The sequence below is a fragment of the Paenibacillus agricola genome, assembly GCF_011440305.1.
Classification (GTDB): Bacteria; Bacillota; Bacilli; order Paenibacillales; family NBRC-103111; genus Paenibacillus_S; species Paenibacillus_S agricola.
Window position 1 is genome coordinate 172,034 of record NZ_JAAOIW010000007.1, and the last position, 16,486, is coordinate 188,519.

General features: G+C 47.5%; 13 protein-coding genes. 4 read left to right on the plus strand and 9 right to left on the minus strand.

The genetic code is table 11. The features are described 5' to 3' along the window. Positions 1-24: 24 nt before the first annotated feature. The 4 genes from G9U52_RS19895 to G9U52_RS19910 all read right to left on the minus strand — a co-directional run bounded on the left by G9U52_RS19895 (position 25) and on the right by G9U52_RS19910 (position 4,668). On the minus strand, positions 25-1,542 hold the full coding sequence (locus tag G9U52_RS19895; protein WP_166152386.1) for a methyl-accepting chemotaxis protein: 1,518 nt from the start codon (positions 1,540-1,542) through the stop codon (positions 25-27). A gap of 269 nt (positions 1,543-1,811) precedes the next feature. Then, entirely contained in the window at positions 1,812-2,792 is a 981-nt protein-coding gene (locus G9U52_RS19900; protein ID WP_166152387.1) for a DUF2705 family protein, read from the minus strand. After that, positions 2,785-3,702, minus strand: coding sequence for an ABC transporter ATP-binding protein (locus G9U52_RS19905; protein ID WP_166152388.1), 918 nt, complete (start codon positions 3,700-3,702; stop codon positions 2,785-2,787). The genes G9U52_RS19900 and G9U52_RS19905 overlap by 8 nt, the downstream gene beginning before the upstream one ends. 12 nt (positions 3,703-3,714) lie before the next feature. Then, entirely contained in the window at positions 3,715-4,668 is a 954-nt protein-coding gene (locus tag G9U52_RS19910; protein WP_243767456.1) for a GDSL-type esterase/lipase family protein, read from the minus strand. A 236-nt stretch (positions 4,669-4,904) separates the two neighbouring features. Here G9U52_RS19910 and G9U52_RS19915 point away from each other — a divergent pair, with 236 nt between their 5' ends. The 4 genes from G9U52_RS19915 to G9U52_RS19930 all read left to right on the plus strand — a co-directional run bounded on the left by G9U52_RS19915 (position 4,905) and on the right by G9U52_RS19930 (position 8,529). Continuing rightward, on the plus strand, positions 4,905-5,945 hold the full coding sequence (locus G9U52_RS19915; protein WP_166152389.1) for an ABC transporter substrate-binding protein: 1,041 nt from the start codon (positions 4,905-4,907) through the stop codon (positions 5,943-5,945). A gap of 85 nt (positions 5,946-6,030) precedes the next feature. Next, complete coding sequence (locus G9U52_RS19920; RefSeq protein WP_207953086.1) at positions 6,031-6,879, plus strand: ABC transporter ATP-binding protein; 849 nt, start codon at positions 6,031-6,033, stop codon at positions 6,877-6,879. After that, positions 6,876-7,634 carry an ABC transporter permease gene (locus G9U52_RS19925; protein WP_166152390.1) on the plus strand — a complete coding sequence of 253 codons (759 nt, stop codon included), beginning with the start codon at positions 6,876-6,878 and terminating at the stop codon, positions 7,632-7,634. Before G9U52_RS19920 ends, G9U52_RS19925 begins: the two co-directional genes overlap by 4 nt. A gap of 28 nt (positions 7,635-7,662) precedes the next feature. Beyond that, positions 7,663-8,529, plus strand: coding sequence for a polysaccharide deacetylase family protein (locus tag G9U52_RS19930; RefSeq protein ID WP_166152391.1), 867 nt, complete (start codon positions 7,663-7,665; stop codon positions 8,527-8,529). A gap of 87 nt (positions 8,530-8,616) precedes the next feature. Here G9U52_RS19930 and G9U52_RS19935 read toward each other — a convergent pair whose 3' ends face one another. The 5 genes from G9U52_RS19935 to G9U52_RS19955 are packed head-to-tail and all read right to left on the minus strand — an operon-like array spanning position 8,617 to position 16,325. Continuing rightward, a complete protein-coding gene (locus G9U52_RS19935; RefSeq protein WP_166152392.1) occupies positions 8,617-9,534 on the minus strand; it encodes a phosphotriesterase family protein in 918 nt (305 codons plus the stop codon). 27 nt (positions 9,535-9,561) lie between these two features. Continuing rightward, positions 9,562-10,677, minus strand: coding sequence for a sensor histidine kinase (locus G9U52_RS19940; protein ID WP_166152393.1), 1,116 nt, complete (start codon positions 10,675-10,677; stop codon positions 9,562-9,564). A gap of 33 nt (positions 10,678-10,710) precedes the next feature. After that, positions 10,711-11,286: a chemotaxis protein CheB gene (locus tag G9U52_RS19945; RefSeq protein ID WP_166152394.1), complete on the minus strand. Its 576-nt coding sequence runs from the start codon at positions 11,284-11,286 to the stop codon at positions 10,711-10,713. Between the two features lie 24 nt (positions 11,287-11,310). Next, complete coding sequence (locus G9U52_RS19950) at positions 11,311-12,147, minus strand: CheR family methyltransferase (protein ID WP_243767457.1); 837 nt, start codon at positions 12,145-12,147, stop codon at positions 11,311-11,313. Further along, positions 12,144-16,325: a response regulator gene (locus tag G9U52_RS19955; protein WP_166152395.1), complete on the minus strand. Its 4,182-nt coding sequence runs from the start codon at positions 16,323-16,325 to the stop codon at positions 12,144-12,146. Before G9U52_RS19955 ends, G9U52_RS19950 begins: the two co-directional genes overlap by 4 nt. Positions 16,326-16,486 lie beyond the last annotated feature (161 nt).

The window sequence follows — 16,486 nt, forward strand, 5'->3', positions numbered from 1 at the left end:
TTCTTCGGAACTAAGCATCGGAGTTTAGCTGGCTACTTTGCCCAAATTGGTTTCTGCTTCTTTCACCTGGTCGAGGGTGACGCGATTGTTCTGCAGCAGCGACTCCAACGTTGCTGACAGCTGCTGTAACGTCGCAGACGCTTCCTCACTAATGGAAGCCAGATTCGTCGTGGAGTCGGCAATGACACCGGATGAATTGCTGATTTGGTTCACCAGACCACCGTAGCCTGTGGATAAAATTTTCAGCTGCGAGACCGCATCTAAGATCAATTCAAAGGAGTGCTTCGTTTGCATGGTGATTGCATCGCTTTGTTGCATCGTCTGAGCAACTTGGTTCATCTTCACTCGTGTCAGCTCGGATTGATCCGAGGACTCTTGGAGTTGCTCCGTAATTTTCGCTGCAGCTTGGGAAGTCATATCGGCAAGCTTGCGAATTTCCACGGCTACCACGGCAAAGCCCTTTCCGTGTTCCCCTGCCCTTGCCGCTTCAATGCTTGCATTCAGTGACAGCAGGTTAGTTTGGCTAGCGATATCGCGGATCGTCGCACTGAATTGGCTAGTCTCTTCTAACCGGTTGATCAGCTCTGCTGCTTCTTTAGCAACCGATTCAATAGCAATTTTGAAATCTATATTGGTTTCTGAGAGCAATTCCATATTGCCTTTGCCCTGCTCAGATAATTGGGCTGTTTCATTAGTTTTGTTCAACAAGATTTCAACAGAATCCGCCATCTCTTTCACAAGCCCATTCATGTTTCCGATCGAGTCACTGATGGACAAGGTCGAATCGACCTGGTCGGTCGCACCGCGGGATATCTCCTGGAAGGCAATATTCATTTCCTCCAAGGAGTAATTGTTTTCTTCTGAGGCTATTGTAACCGTTTTCAATTTGGTATTCACTATTGTTACGTTATCCAGTACAGATTGCTTTTGGTTACTCTGCTGCTCCAATAGCTGCCCGGTTTGTTCTCTAGCCATCTCCATAGTCCTAATCATCTGTGTTGACGTTCTTAGCAAGGCAAAGAGCATCACGGATATAAGTGTGTATAAAATAATGTAGAATGGAACGGTGGTTGGATCCAGATTCAACTGCTCCTGATTGCCAATAACCAAATACAAGAGCTCGGCAAAACCGATTGATATCCCTAGAACCAACGGCCAAAGCTTCATGAAAACTACGGAAACTACGAGCAAAAAGAAAATGTCGAAAAAGTTGGTAATACTCGGGGAAGTGAGTAAAGAGGATACCGAAATAACAGTATTCATGCATACACCCAGATAACAGATATATTGGATCAGCTTGCGGGTGAAGTGCAAATACACATAAACCCCTAGAACAATAAGCATGAACCCCGCTATGGCAACCAGCTCCAACTCGCTACTTCCTTCCACCAATAAAACCAGCGCATTTACTAGGGTCACAACAAACGTGAACGTTAACGCAGCCAATACAACTGAATTTCGCCGTACCATGTCTTGGTCTCGTATTGATAAATGACTATCCTTTAGCTTACCGTCTGCTTGCATTTGTGTAACTTTCGACATGAGCATCCATCCTTTTAGTTAGCCTATTTCAGTACATAAAGCTGCAAGACAGAACCAAATTAACTAATAATTTCATTATAAGAATTTCCTCGTAATTTGTCGACTAAAATTACAATGACCTAGATTTTATAATGAGTTCGCTTACATTTCAAGTGGATTTTCTTTCTTTTCGGCTGTTTCCATCTCAATACGATGATACCGGCTATCAGGATGCGAGACGACAAAAGACCGCAACCTTTGAATGGCGCGGTCTGCAGCTACCTATTTAATTAATATACATCCCGGCGGGTAAACGAAATAAATGAGATCACTAATGCAGCTACGCCCCAGACTAACAGCACCAGCATCGAAAAGCTAAGCGACATGCCTTCGATCGGCGGTGCAGCATCTTCCAGATAATTAATTAATTGCAGGTTGACCATAAACAAATATTTTGCCGATTCCCAAGAGGCTACCATCGAGCTTAGGATCGTCCCTGCAATGAGGCAGGCCAGCATAATGCCCATTACCGCGGCGGTGCTTCGTACCAGCACCGAGAACATAAAGGTGATCGTTGCCACCACCACAGAGACGAACCAGGCCAGGCCAAGCGCCATCAGAATAAACTGCCATTGTGGTACCAAATGCATGCCCGTCGCGTCCAACTGCCCGCCACGGACTGTGAAGCCTGTAATGACAGGGGTAGTCCAGCCTTGGAAGCCAAATACAAGCCCGGATATGACCACGGACAGCATGCCAAACAGTGTAATAATCATCGAGGCGGACAGCAGCAACGCCAAATATTTGCTGAGCAGGATACGCCAACGCCTAACTGCATGGGTCAGCAGCACCTTCATCGTACCCCCGCTATGCTCGGAGGAGACTAGGTCTGCAGCAATAATCATCATCATTAGCGGCAGGAGCAGATTGATGCCGCTCTTCACAAAGCCTCGGACGAAGGTCGGAGCACCCGGTTCAGCCGGGTTAACATCATAATCCAGGTAATACTTCTGCTGGTTAATGCGAATGGCCAGTTCCTTGCGCGTTGCCTCTGGCGTCCGGCTGTTCGTCAATCGATTTTGCCAGCTTGCAATCCGCTGCTCCAAGGCCACCCGCCAATTTACATCCCCGTACCGTTTACGACCCTCTTCGGCTTGGCGATATTGTGCGTAAGTAAATACCGAAATCAGAACCCCAAGGATTACCGCTATAACCAACAGCCTTTTTTTTCCCGAAAGTTTTACCATTTCGTTATAGACCAAATTAATCAATGCCTTGGCCTCCCGTCAGCTCGATGAATAAATCCTCCAAAGAAGGCAGCTTGCGGCTAATCTCCGTCACGATCACTCCCGCTTCCACAAGGATTTGGTTCCAGTGCCCGATCTCCTGCTCGATATAGGGGGTTATAGCGCGGTCCCCTTGCATTTCTGCGGAGCCTGCCAGCTGCTGCAGTAATTCAAACCCTAGGGGCAAAGGGGCAAGCTGCCAGCTAACGCGCCCTTGCTGCGTAAGCAAGTTAGTTACCGTATCCACCCGGACAATCCGGCCCTTGGATATGATCGCTACCCGGTCACACATGAGCTGAATTTCGCTTAACAAGTGACTGGATACGAGTACGCTTAGCCCTTCCTTCTCTGCCAGGTAGCGAATAAATTCCCGCATCTCCCTAATGCCGGAAGGATCCAGGCCGTTGGTCGGTTCATCGAGAATCAACACCCTTGGGTTGCCCAGCAAAGCCTGCGCGATGCCGAGCCGTTGCCGCATGCCCAGTGAATAAGTTTTCACTTTATCGTGGATTCTTGCGCTTAACCCTACCAAACCTACCACTTCCGTAATCCGTGCCTCGCCTATGCCTTCCATCATCCGTGCAAAATATTGCAGGTTGCTCCAGCCGCTCAAGTATGTGTATAACTCTGGATTCTCTACAATACAACCCAAATTCCTCATCGCTTCCGGGAAGTGCTTATGCAAATCATAGCCACATACTTCAATAGTGCCAGCCGTTGGTCTTATAAGCCCAACCAGCATGCGGATCGTTGTCGTTTTCCCTGCCCCGTTGGGGCCCAGGAATCCGAACACCTCGCCGCGCTTCAGCTCGAAGTCGAGGCCTTGAATAATTTCCCGCTTGCCAATCGATTTGCGCAAGCCCTTTACTGACAATGTAATCTCCTTAGCATCCATACATCCACCCCCTTACCAAGTAATTAGTGAAGCTATACGCTCTCCGATCAAGCGGTATCCCGCTGCATTAGGGTGAAATAAATCCCTTGCCAAATAATCCTGCACCTTCAATTGGAACAAATCAGCGGTTGGCACCAGCACGACCTGCGAATATTTGGCTGCCACCTCTGCGGCTTTATAGTTCCAGTCCCTGACGATCTTGGTCGTGGCTACGGTATCCTTCAAATCGATGAATGGATTATACAAGCCAACCAAGAAAATCCGCGCTGTGGCATTCTGCGCCCGCAGCTGCTGCAAAATCCCATCCAGCTCACGCATATAGGGGTCTTCGATCGCTTTAATTTTTACAGGGTCGAGGTCACTTAAGGTTTGCCCGCCCTTGAAGAGGTCATTCCCGCCAATACTAACGGTAATGACATTCGCCGCTTTAATTTGAGCCTGCAGCGGACCTTGGCCGAGTGAAGCGGCCAGCTGTGGGGCGGTTTGCCCGTTCAGCCCGACATTTTCCACCGATACCTCTTGCCCCAGCTTCTCCTTCAAGTGGTCGAATAAATAGCCGACATAGCCCTTGCCCTCCGGGTCACCAGTGCCCCGTGTCAAGGAATCGCCAAGAGCCATAACACGGAAGCTTCCGTCCATGGCGGCGGGTGCTGGCATAGACGCATCCAATGGAGCTGCTGGTGCGCTTGCTGGTGCAGATCCATTGGCACTTGCGCTTGCAGGCACGGAGCCATTGGCAGATGAGCCTGTAGGCGCGGATGCACTACCAGTTGTGCTGCCGCTTATATTTCCAGCTATGTTTGCAGATGCACCGGCCGCTGGACCAGAAGGAGCTTTTTGCTCCATTGGCGGTGCTGCGGCAGCACCTAAGAAATAATCCTGGAGCGCCCAAGCAAGCCCTGCTGCCCAGACGAGACAGGATATAGCCGATACCACCATCGTCCAACGAATCACTTTCTCTCTCATCGTGTTCCCCTTTCTACTCGCCCTATTTCTCTCATTTCAACATAGCATATAAAACTGAAAGCAAGCTGAAAGCTCTGAAATTTTTATAGCAGCGTTTACATTCATGATTTGTATGAAGCCATTCATTATTGAGTCTTTTTTCGTTTTATTACCTTGTTATACTTATGACAGATTACATTACATTGCAGGGTTTACCAATCGAAGAGCATACAAATATGCGAGAAGGAGCTGGGGTTATGCTACAAGTAAAACATTGGTCTTTATGGGGAGTCATACTACTTATATTAACAGTTATTGCTGTGGGCTGCGGTTCGAAGGATACGACCTCAACTACGGCACCCGCGGCAGCCTCTCCAGCTACATCTGGTACAGCCGGTGCGGGAGCTCCACTTTCCAAGGTGAAGGTAGGGATGCTCAAAATCGCGGGTGTAGCGAATATTTATGTTGCGAAGGAAAAAGGCATTTTTGCTAAGAATGGTCTAGACGTCGAATTGATCCAATTTAATAACGGTAATGATGCGATTGCTGCCCAGCAGTCTGGAAGCATTGATATCGCGATATCCATTCCAGGCACAGCGATGGCAGCGATCGAAAGAGGATTTGAACTAACAGCGATATTCCAAAACGAAACGGCTCATGAAAAAGGTCCCGATTCCGGTGCGCTCTTGGTGAAAAATGATTCGAAGATCGCCATCCTGAAAGATTTAGAGGGCAAGAAGCTGGCCGTCGCTACTCTGCATTCCCAAGCCACCGTCCTGCTGCAGGAGCTTCTCAAGAAAGAGGGAGTGGATTTCAAGAAGATTCAAATGATGGAAATTCCCTATTCAGCAGTAGCAGAATCACTTAAGTCCGGCCAGGTGGATGCTGTCGCTACGATTGACCCGTATACAACGCAAATTGTTTCTTCGGATATCGGTAAGGTGATGAAATGGGTTTATGCCGACACATTGCCAAAGGCTCCACTGGGAGCATGGTTCGCCAAGAAGTCGTGGGTGGCAGCACACGGAAAAGAGGTTGAAGCCTATAACAAATCGGCCAAGGAAGCGATCGACTTTATGCTTGCGAACCCCGATGAAGCTAGAAAAGCTGTTGCCGCTTATACTGGATTAGACCCAGCGCTGGTTGCCAAAATGCCTTTGATTGATTGGGACTACCAAGTTGATTTGAAGGTTTGGCAGCAGGTTGTTACTTATATGAAGGCATATGGGGAAATAGATAAGGACCACAAAGCTGAAGAGTTCTTGTCCGATTATATTAAACCTTATATCAAAAAATAATCTTTTGTAAAAACCTGCATGGTCCATCCCTGCTAAAAACTTATCATTTCTTATGTTACAAAAAATGACGGAGAGGATGATTTCAATGATGAACCGGGCTCTTGCAGATGTACAGTCGCTGCCGTACATTCCCACCCCTCAGGCATCTAAGGAGACGATATTGGAAATCAAGGGGTTGTCGAAGCAGTTTACTGTTAAAGGCAAAGCGCTGCAAATTTTCGATACTCTTTCAGTTTCGATCCAAACCAATAGCTTTGTGTCTATCATCGGGCCCTCCGGCTGCGGTAAATCTACATTACTGAAAATGATTTCCGGATTGGAGTCGCCGACCAATGGCGAGATCATCTTTGAGGGAAAGCTGGTATCAGGTGCGCCTAAAGGGATGATCTATGTATTCCAGCAATATACAAAATCGATTTTCCCATGGAAAACGGTGATCGAGAATGTGGAGTTCGGTATCAAGAATATGACCAAGATGCCCAAGAAAGAACGCCGCGAAAAATGCGGGGAATATCTCAAATTAGTCGGACTGGAAGGCTACGATGAGCATTATCCATCCCAATTGTCCGGTGGTATGCAGCAAAGATTGGCTATCGCAAGAGCGTTGATCTGCGAGCCGCGGGTCATACTCATGGACGAACCGTTCAGTGCTGTCGACGCGATGACCCGGGCAAAGCTACAGCAGCTTATTATGAAAATCTGGGAGCAAATACCAATCACCATTCTTTTCGTCACCCATGATGTAGAGGAAGCTGTGTTTTTATCCAACCGGGTGCTGTCGTTGCGCAAATCGCCTGGCGGGATAGAGAATGATTTGCAAATTGATTTATCTCATCCGCGGCACCCGATTGAAACTAGGGAAGATCAGAAGTTCGTCGATTACAGCCAAAGGCTGTTTGCTAATATCTTTCAGCAGGAGGCCGATGTGACATGAAATTGCGATGGCCAGGATTTATGCTCATCATTGTTCTGCTCGCCATCTGGCAATTCGTGACATCGATGAAATTGATCGATGCGGTGAGCCTGCCCAAAGTGACCACCATTGTGATTGCGGGATATGAAGGAATTATGGGCGGGAAATTGCTGAAGGAACTGCTGCCCAGTATTCAACGCATATTAATCAGCTTTACATTGGCAACAATCGTTGCAGTTCCAGTAGGACTATTGATGGGGACGAATAGAATGTGCTACAGGTTGCTCGAGCCGCTTATGGAGTTCGTTCGTCCGATTCCGAGCTCCGCTTATATCCCGGTAGCTATTCTGTTCCTTGGAATAGGTGAGGAGATGAAAATTTTCGTGGTTTTCATGGCTTGCTTTTTCCCTATATTACTCAATACTTACAGCGGTGTCCTTGCCGTCGACCCTATACTCAAGGATACAGGCAAAACCTTCGGTGTAACAGGATGGCGGGCCATATGGCAAATCACGTTGCCGGATTCGACGCCTAGTATTTTGACCGGGATGAGGATCAGCCTTGGTATTGCGTTGATCGTGGTTGTTGTAGCGGAGATGATTTCCAGCAATAGCGGAATTGGCTTCTACATTCTCGATCAGCAAAGAACGTTTCATGTTCCTGAGATGTTTGTCGGTATTTTCACATTAGGCCTGCTGGGATACCTGATGAACACCATCTTCCTAAAAGCGGAAAGTTATGTACTGCGCTGGCGTTTGAATGATTCCCACACCTAATAACCCATTTCAAGTGAGGAGCTATGTTATGAAACCATTTGATATTTCCGAGGCTTTTGATTACCGGGCCATAGTGGACCATAAGCCATTTCATTGGCCTAATGGAGCAAGAGTGGCCGTTTGGGTTATCCCCAATATCGAATACTACCGGCTGGAGTTTACACAGCCCACCCAACCTAATATCCGCCACGTTTCCCGAACCGATTACGGGAACCGCGTAGGGATTTGGCGGTTGATGGACGCGATGAACAAATATGGCATTCGGGGCAGTGTCGCCTTGAACGGAGAGGTCGTCCAAAGGATACCTCGAATTATGGAAGCCGCAGTTGGCCTTGATTGGGAACTGATGGGGCATGGCATGACGAATTCCATCCACTTGACCGCGCTACAGGAGGAAGAGGAAAAAAAAGTAATTCTGGATACGAGGGACGCGATTGCGCAAATGGGCCAAAAAATGCGTGGATGGCTGGGACCCGGCTTGACCGAATCCTGGAATTCGCTGTCCTTATTGAAAGAAGCAGAGGTCGAGTACGTGTGCGATTGGGTCAATGATGATCTTCCTTACAAGATGAATAATGGCCTGCATTCCATTCCTTATTCTATTGAATTAAACGATATGCCCCTATTTAATATACCGAGTATCGGTGTCGACGACTTCGAGAGGCGCATCAGGGATACGTTTGATGTGCTGTATGAGGAAGGGGAAACCTGTGGACGTGTGATGGGAATTGCCCTGCATCCCTTCCTGATCGGAGTTCCACATCGCATCAAATACCTGGAGCGCGCTTTCGCTTACCTAGCCTCATTTGATAAAGTCTGGTTCGCCACCGGAAGCGAAATTATTAGCTATTATGCGCAGCAAGCTGCGAAGGATTCTGCAAAGCCTGTTGATTAATAGAGCCCATCTTAAACATTATAACGTCTTAAACAGGAACAGCAGAGGGGTAGGACACCCCCAAAGCTGTTCCTGTTTTTGAACGGCTCAGAAACGTTTACGCATAGCCTGGAAAGGGTGCCGGGTGACACACTGCTCCAGCCACTGGGCATCCAGACCGTTTTCGATCGCAAACGGAATAAAATCGGTAAACAAATGGTGGTAGGGACGAAGATTGCCGCCTTTTTCCTTACCTACTGTATACCAGCCGGTGTCTTGGGACAGTAATATTTGTTCCCCTGCTCCATCATCCACCAGCTCCTGAAGCAGCTCTACATGCCGCTCATAGGTACCGGGTAGAATAGAATCGATAGATAGCCACATGCCTTCGTTGGCAAGCTTCCGGTAGACCTTATGGTCTTTACCAGATTGGGCATGAACCCAAATAAACCGTTCACGATTAAACCCAGAATGCTTCATAATCTCGTTAGCATGGAGCGCGATATCTGCGCCTATCGTATGGCATTGAATGGCAAGCCCCGTTTCCATCGAGGTAAAGATGGCGGCACGCAATATTTTTTCCTGCGTTTCATCAATGGCGGTTCCATCATTTAAAGCGATCTTGATGTAGCCTGGGTGGACTCCGCTCTCTCCGATCCCATCCCTGGCCTCGCGAATCCAGATGTCTGCCAGCTCTTTAATGCTTGCTTGATATACAAAGCTTGGTAAATACGGGCTTTTATAAAATCCTGTATTTGTGATCATATGTAAACCCGACTTTTCCGCGAGCTGCTTCAAAATATAAGGATCCCGCCCTAGATATTCGGGGGCACAATCGACAAAGGTAGAGCAGCCAGCTTCCTTCAGCTTCAATAGCAGAGGAAGGATCAAGGCTACCACTTCCTCGCTATCATAATCTGCGGGCGTCAATGTCCCTCCTTCTACGAATCCTACAAGCACATGTTCATGCACCAGAATCTTACCAGCCTGTTGCTCATCTATGTTGCCTATAACCGTTTGTAGCATAAATAGCACCTCCAGGTTTCCTTATATTTATAATGGTAATTTGATCTGGAAAACCGTGCCCTGGCCAAGCTCGCTCTGGACATCAATCTCCCCTTGGTGCAGCTCCACAATTTTCTTCACCGTTGCAAGCCCCACACCACTGCCCTCAAAGCCTTTAGCATTGTCGAGCCTCTTAAAGGTCTTGAAAATATCGGGAATATCCTCACTTCTCATCCCGATTCCATTGTCCTCGATCTGGATCGTAAAGCTATTCGTTTCGGTGAATAAGGAAACCTGCACGTTCGGCGGACAGCCCGCGCGTTGGTATTTAATACCATTGCCAATAATATTCAGGAATAGCTGGTACATCTGCGTCCCATCGGCTTCCATTACAGGCAATATGTCCTTGACTATGATTTGCCCTCCATTTTGCCCCAACCTGCCACTTAAATCAGCGATTACCTGTGCCAGCACCTCATTCAGGTCTACGGCAGTAAAAGAAGCAGGCTGGGCATTCAGCTGGGCATAGGAAAGCAAATCCGTAATTAGATGGTTCATCCGCTCGGCAGTCGCTGCAATTTGCCCCATATATTTCTTGTTTTTCTCCGTCCATTCCGAGCTATGCTTGGCTATTAGAAGCTCACTCAGCCCCGTTATCACATTCAACGGATTTTTCAAATCATGGGAGACGACCTGTGCAAATTCCCTCAGGCTTTCATTACTTCGTTCGAGCTCGACTTGGATCGCTTCAAGCTCCTTGGTACGCATGTGTAATTCCAAAAAAACCTTGACCTTGCTCAGCAATATATCCGCGTTCACAGGCTTGAACAAATAGTCCACCGCTCCGCTTTCGTAGCCCTTGAAGACGCTTTGGTCCTCCTTGTCGCTCGCAGTTACAAAAATAATCGGAATATGCTCGGTTTCCTCGTTGCTGCGCAGCAGTTCAGCGAGCTCGAAGCCATCCATCTCCGGCATATTCACATCCAGCAAGATCAGGGAAAAATCATGACGGAGCGTATACGATAGCGCTTCATTGCCGGATTCAACGGTAAATATCTCGCATTCAAGCACTTGCAATATTTTCCGCATCGCAAATAAATTTTCTTTACGATCATCCACTACCAAAATTTTGGCAGCAAGGTATGCGGCATGAGTAATAATCATAGAATCCTCCTAAGCCAGGCATATATTAAGGTTTCAGCGGGCTTGATGTTGTAAGGTTGTGAGAAACTCCCCTATTTCATCCAACGACATAATATGGTCGACTTCTACCGTAGCTAAAGCAGCTAGTGGCATGGCGGGGTACTCGGCTGTTTCTGGACGCTGCACGATTGCCATGCCTCCATTTTCTTTAATGCTTCGAAGTCCGACGCTCCCGTCTTGATTAGCACCCGTTAGGATAACCCCTAGACACCTCTCTTGATAAACGAAAGCCACACTATCAAACAGCACATCTATCGATGGACGGGAATAATTAACCTTGGGGTCTATCGACAGGCTTAGTGTACAATCATCTTCCACCAATAGATGGTAGCCAGGCGGAGCCAGATAAACAATGCCGGATTGCAGAGACTCCTTGTCTACAGCTTCTTGGATATGGATGGAGACCTGGTCATTCAAATATTCGGCGAGAAAGCTATCGCTGCCTTCCAATAAATGCTGAACGATAATAACAGGGATCCCGTAGTCCACTGGGAGATAAGCAAGCAGGGTAGCTAAAGCCTTCATTCCCCCTGCCGATACACCGATAGCGATTATCTCCACTTGTTGCATAATTTACCTCCTGAAAGAGCTCGCTTATTTCGGCAGCAGCTTTCTGAATATTCGCCATTTGGACGAGATCGCCTCAAACTGCGTATGGATATCGGAAAATTCAATCGATTCCTTACTGCCGATACACAAGAAGCCCCGGGTTATAAGGCTGCTGTTGAATAAATTAAATACGTGGTTCTGCAGATGCTTGTCAAAATAGATCAAGACATTACGGCAAATAATAATATGCATATCGCCAAAGGCATGGTCAGTCGCCAAATTATGCTGGGAGAACACGATATTTCTTTTTAAGCTTTCATTGATTTTACCCATTTCATATTTGGCATGGTAATAGTCCGAGAACGTGGACTGGCCTCCGCTTTTCTGATAGTTGGTAGTAAATTTACGGATATTTTCTACAGGATATATCCCCTCTTCGGCAATTTTCAACGACTCCTGGTTAATGTCAGTGGCATAAATTTGCACCCGGTCATAGAAGCCCTCCTCCTCCAACAAAACAGCCATCGAATATACCTCTTCGCCCGTTGCGCAACCAGCGTGCCATATTTTCACAAAAGGATACGTGCGCAGCAAAGGAATGACTTTGTTGCGCAGCTCCAGAAAAAACTCAGGGTCACGGAACATCTCGGTAACGGTCACCGACAAATCCAGCAGCAATTGGTTAGCAAACGAAGCCTCATATAAAACCAACGGAATCATATCTGAAATTCGCTCCAGGTCCGACTTTTCGCGGACAAAATGCAATCTTCGCATCAAGCTGGATCGGGCATAGTTACGAAAATCGTAACCATACTGCTGATAGATGGCCTCCAGGAGCAGGTCGATTTCGATCTTCTCCGTTTGCTTATCACCCATATTCATTTAAAAAGCCATACGCGGATCAATGACAGCAGCTTATCGGTATCTAGAGGTTTGGTCATATAGTCGTTGGCTCCCCTTTCTATGCATTTCTCTCGGTCGCCAGTCATCGCTTTTGCAGTCAAGGCGATAATCGGGAGCGACTGGAACTTCGGCATGGTGCGTATGCGCCCGATCGCCTCGTAGCCATCCATCACCGGCATCATGATATCCATAATGACCAGTTCGATGCCTTCTTCACTTTCCAGCTTATCCAAAGCAAGCTTGCCATTGTCGGCCATCACGACATCCAAGCCATGCTTTTTTAATACTTTGGACAATGCAAAGGTGTTGCGCAGGTCATCGTCCACTAGCAAGACCTTGCGCCCCTTCAAGCTCTCATCCGAATCGCGTACCATACGAATTCTTTCCTTATGCTCAGGCGGAAGCGATTTATGGACACTATGCAGGAATAAGGATACCTCATCCAATAAACGGTCTGGCGAGTTCGCACCCTTAATAACAATGCTGTCCGTGAAACGGTTCAGCTCCTTAAACTCTTCCTGGGACAAGTCCTTGCCGGTATTAATGATGATTGGCGGCACGGAATTTTCGACATCCCCGGCTCCGGCGACCAACTCCTTCAGCATCTCGAAGCCTGTCATATCAGGGAGCTTCAGGTCCAGTATCACACAATCGAATACTTGTGATTTCATACTTTCCAAGGCTGCCTTACCGGTATAGACGCTGTGGATTTCCACGTTCTTATGCTTCAGCAGCTCATGGATTGCTTTTTGGTTATTGGGGTCGTCCTCTACCACAAGCACCTGCTGGACGCGTTCATTCAGCACATTGCCGATTTTATTAAAAACCGCATCGATATCCTCCGCGCTGATCGGTTTGGATAAATAACCGATGGCTCCACGCTGCAAGGAATCAGGCCTTTTCTCTTTACCTGAAACGACGTGCACGGGAATATGCCGGGTTTCGTTGTGATACTTCAGGTGGTCCAGCACCTTCAGTCCGTCCATGTCCGGCAATCCGAGATCAAGCAGGATCGCACTCGGGATATATTGCTTGGCTAATTGCAAGGCGCTAAAGCCATCCCCCGCTGCCAAGCATTTAAAACCTTTTTTACGGATCATACTCATCAATACCTTGGCAAATTGCGGATCATCCTCAACAATCAGAATGACCTTCTCCTGGGCGGGCGACTCAATCTGGCTCCGGTCATCAGCCAAATAAGCTTTGATCGGAAGCGGGGGCTCAAGATCGCTCACAGCGCTAGCGCTGGCTACAAGCGACTCACTGCTAACTACCAGGGAAGCCGGAGCCGGATTCACTGGCGCATCAGTGCGCGTTTGCAGGAACGGCTGGCTTTGGGCAGATGCATGAGAGGCTGCAGGCTCATTTAGCGGCAGGTATAAGGTGAACCGGCTGCCTTCGCCTTCTGTACTCTGCATATGGATTTCGCCGCCCAGCAGCTTACCCAGCTCCCTGGAAATCGTTAAGCCCAGACCCGTCCCGCCATATTTACGGCTGGTTGTGCCATCGGCCTGCTGGAAAGCTTCGAATATCGCCTTCTGCTTGCTTTCGGGTATGCCAATCCCCGTATCAATCACACTAAACGCCAGCATTTCTTGCTTCGACAGGCCGATATTCTGGTAACGGGTTCCTGGACCAGTAAGCGCGACCTGAACGGTGACTGAGCCTGAAGAAGTGAATTTGAACGCATTGGATAGCAGGTTCTTCATAATTTGCTCCATACGCTGGCTATCCGTAACCAATCGCTTCGGCACGTCATTATCCCGAGCCACTACAAACTCCAGGCCTTTATCCTTGGCTACATGATTAAACTGGTACTGCAAGGATTGCAGGATGGAATCGACATTCACTTCATCCATGTTAATGCTTAATTTGCCCGCCTCGACTTTGGATAGATCAAGAATGTCATTAATTAAGGTCAGCAGGTCCAAGCCGCCGCTGTAAATAATCTTGGCCGATTCGATTTGGTCCTCTGATAAATTCTCTTCCTCATTGCTGGCCAAGGATTTCGCCAATATTAACAAGCTGTTCAAGGGCGTCCGAAGCTCATGCGACATATTGGCGAGAAATTCGGATTTATACTTGCTGGCAAGCTCCAATTCGTTGGCCTTTTCCTCCAGGTCCTGCTTGGATAACTGAATAAATCTATTTTGTTTTTCAATATCTGCCTTTTGTACTTCCAAATAATTCGTTTTTTCTTCCAGCTCTTCATTAATCGCTTGCAGCTCTTCGCTTTGGATTCGCATCTTTTCTTCCGACTGCCTCAGCATATGGGTCTGCTCTTCCATCTCTTCATTGGCTGTGCGCAGCTCTTCCTGCTGGGTTTGCAGCTCCTCGGTCAATAACTGCGATTCACGCAGCAATTGTTCCGTACGCTGGCGGCTGTTTACACTATGGATGACAACCCCCAGGGTGGAAGATAACTGCTCCAATAGATCATGCTGGATGCTCGTGAAGCCTTTAAATGAAGCCAGTTCAATGACGGCGAGCACTTCGTTCTCAAAAAGAATCGGCAGTACTAAAATTTCCAAAGGCTTCGCTTCTCCAAGCCCGGATTGAATCTGGATATAATCGCTGGGTACCTGGGTGAGCAGGATCGGCTTTTTCTCCAGAACACATTGGCCGACCAAGCCTTCACCTGGCTCTATCCGGTTGGACACATTTTTTCTTTCTTTATAGGCATAGCTGCCCAAAAGCTGGTAGGCTCCCGAGAACTCATTCTTATTCATTTCTTTAGTGTACAGGATCCCTTGTCCCGCTTCGACAAGCTGCGAAATTTCCGATATCAGCATGCTGCCGAGCTGCTGCAAGCTAACTACACCTTGCGCGGCTCCGGTTAAACGGGCTAATTGCGTTTTCAACCAAAATTGCCGCTCATTCTCCTCCGTTGTTTGCTTCAGGGAAGCCAGCATTCGGATTAATGCAATGCTCAGCTGGTCGCGATCCGATCGCGGAAGGATCGTTTGCTCATATTCACCTAAGGAGATCCGATCCGCCTGTTGGATGACCTCACGGAAGCTGGCTACCATTTGGTTAAAAGCACCCATTAAATCACCGAATTCATCCTTGGTGGACACCTCCAGCTGAGCATTGGTTTCGCCCAGCAAGATCAGCTCGGTGGAGCTTTTTAGCTTGCGGAGCTGTGATACCATCATCCTTGAAATGACCACAATGACCATAACGGAAGCCAGCACAATGATTATATTCAGAATAACTACATACCATAACGATTGGACTGTAGCCTGCTTAATGCCCTGCATGGTCTGCAGCAATTCATTGGAAAGCCCATCCTCAACCTGCTTAAGCAGGTCAATCTTCTCTGTCACCAGGGAGTACCAGCGCTCCGAGTTAATCGTAATCGGCTTGCCAGGCTCATAAAGCAGTACCTGTTGGACCATGGCCTTGATTTCATCGATGACTTGCCCTTTGATCAAGCTCTGGTATAGGCTGCGTGACGCGGTTGTTGCAAAGGTTCCAGCGACTGTATAGTAAAGGCTTTGCTCTCTCTCTAGGACGCTAATTTGTTGAACGTCATTGTTAGTAATTATATTATCAATAAGGGTGTTATAGAGCACCGTTCTTTCCTTGCTGACTGCCGCCTTGCCTTTGGAGAAATGGATATAAGCAGACAGCATATCGGAAATCTGTTTATGTGTGCTCGAATGATTCTCGTTCTCCATGACGACAAAAAAGCTATCCATTAAATCTAAGTAGTAAGCAAGGGCTTCGCTTTCACTCAATTTATTCTGGTCAATCAGGGCCCGAAGCGCAACCATCTTGTCCAGCTTGGCGACCGGATCCGCTACATTTTTAAAAAAACGGTCACCTAATGCCGCTACACTACCCGACTTTATTTGATCGCGCCATACACTGGCTTTATCATCTGTAAGTTTCCGTTGGGCCATAAGCATATTTAGACGGCTTGCGGTTTGATCTCCATAATAACCTGATACGAGGCTACGCTCTTTCTGAAGCTCGTGAATTAAATCATTCATTGAAATTTCTACGGTAACCAGCGTTTCAAGCTTATTGATTTCCGACAGTTGCTTTATCTTGTCATAGACGGTATCGATAGAGAAATAGAGCAGGCCCAGCATAGGAAGCGCAATCATCAATAGCAGCTTGCTGTTTATTCTGGCATTTCTAATCCATTGCATCTGGCTTATCCTCTCCTATGTGCGGTTTAACTTCATTCTACATTCTACATACTACATTCTACATATTACAGCAAATTCCCCCTTGCTTATTGAATATAGCATGCTCCCCATGTGCCTGCATCTGCAAAGTGTCAAACTTTCAAGCCATGAAGCTGATGAGC

What these genes read in the sequence shown, in the direction of transcription:
- G9U52_RS19895 (WP_166152386.1), bottom strand. Translation starts at nt 1,542, where the DNA reads ATGTCGAAAGTTACACAAATGCAAGCAGACGGTAAGCTAAAGGATAGT.
- G9U52_RS19905 (WP_166152388.1), bottom strand. Translation starts at nt 3,702, where the DNA reads ATGGATGCTAAGGAGATTACATTGTCAGTAAAGGGCTTGCGCAAATCG.
- G9U52_RS19910 (WP_243767456.1), bottom strand. Translation starts at nt 4,668, where the DNA reads ATGAGAGAGAAAGTGATTCGTTGGACGATGGTGGTATCGGCTATATCC.
- G9U52_RS19915 (WP_166152389.1), top strand. Translation starts at nt 4,905, where the DNA reads ATGCTACAAGTAAAACATTGGTCTTTATGGGGAGTCATACTACTTATA.
- G9U52_RS19920 (WP_207953086.1), top strand. Translation starts at nt 6,031, where the DNA reads ATGATGAACCGGGCTCTTGCAGATGTACAGTCGCTGCCGTACATTCCC.
- G9U52_RS19925 (WP_166152390.1), top strand. Translation starts at nt 6,876, where the DNA reads ATGAAATTGCGATGGCCAGGATTTATGCTCATCATTGTTCTGCTCGCC.
- G9U52_RS19930 (WP_166152391.1), top strand. Translation starts at nt 7,663, where the DNA reads ATGAAACCATTTGATATTTCCGAGGCTTTTGATTACCGGGCCATAGTG.
- G9U52_RS19935 (WP_166152392.1), bottom strand. Translation starts at nt 9,534, where the DNA reads ATGCTACAAACGGTTATAGGCAACATAGATGAGCAACAGGCTGGTAAG.
- G9U52_RS19940 (WP_166152393.1), bottom strand. Translation starts at nt 10,677, where the DNA reads ATGATTATTACTCATGCCGCATACCTTGCTGCCAAAATTTTGGTAGTG.
- G9U52_RS19945 (WP_166152394.1), bottom strand. Translation starts at nt 11,286, where the DNA reads ATGCAACAAGTGGAGATAATCGCTATCGGTGTATCGGCAGGGGGAATG.
- G9U52_RS19950 (WP_243767457.1), bottom strand. Translation starts at nt 12,147, where the DNA reads ATGAATATGGGTGATAAGCAAACGGAGAAGATCGAAATCGACCTGCTC.
- G9U52_RS19955 (WP_166152395.1), bottom strand. Translation starts at nt 16,325, where the DNA reads ATGCAATGGATTAGAAATGCCAGAATAAACAGCAAGCTGCTATTGATG.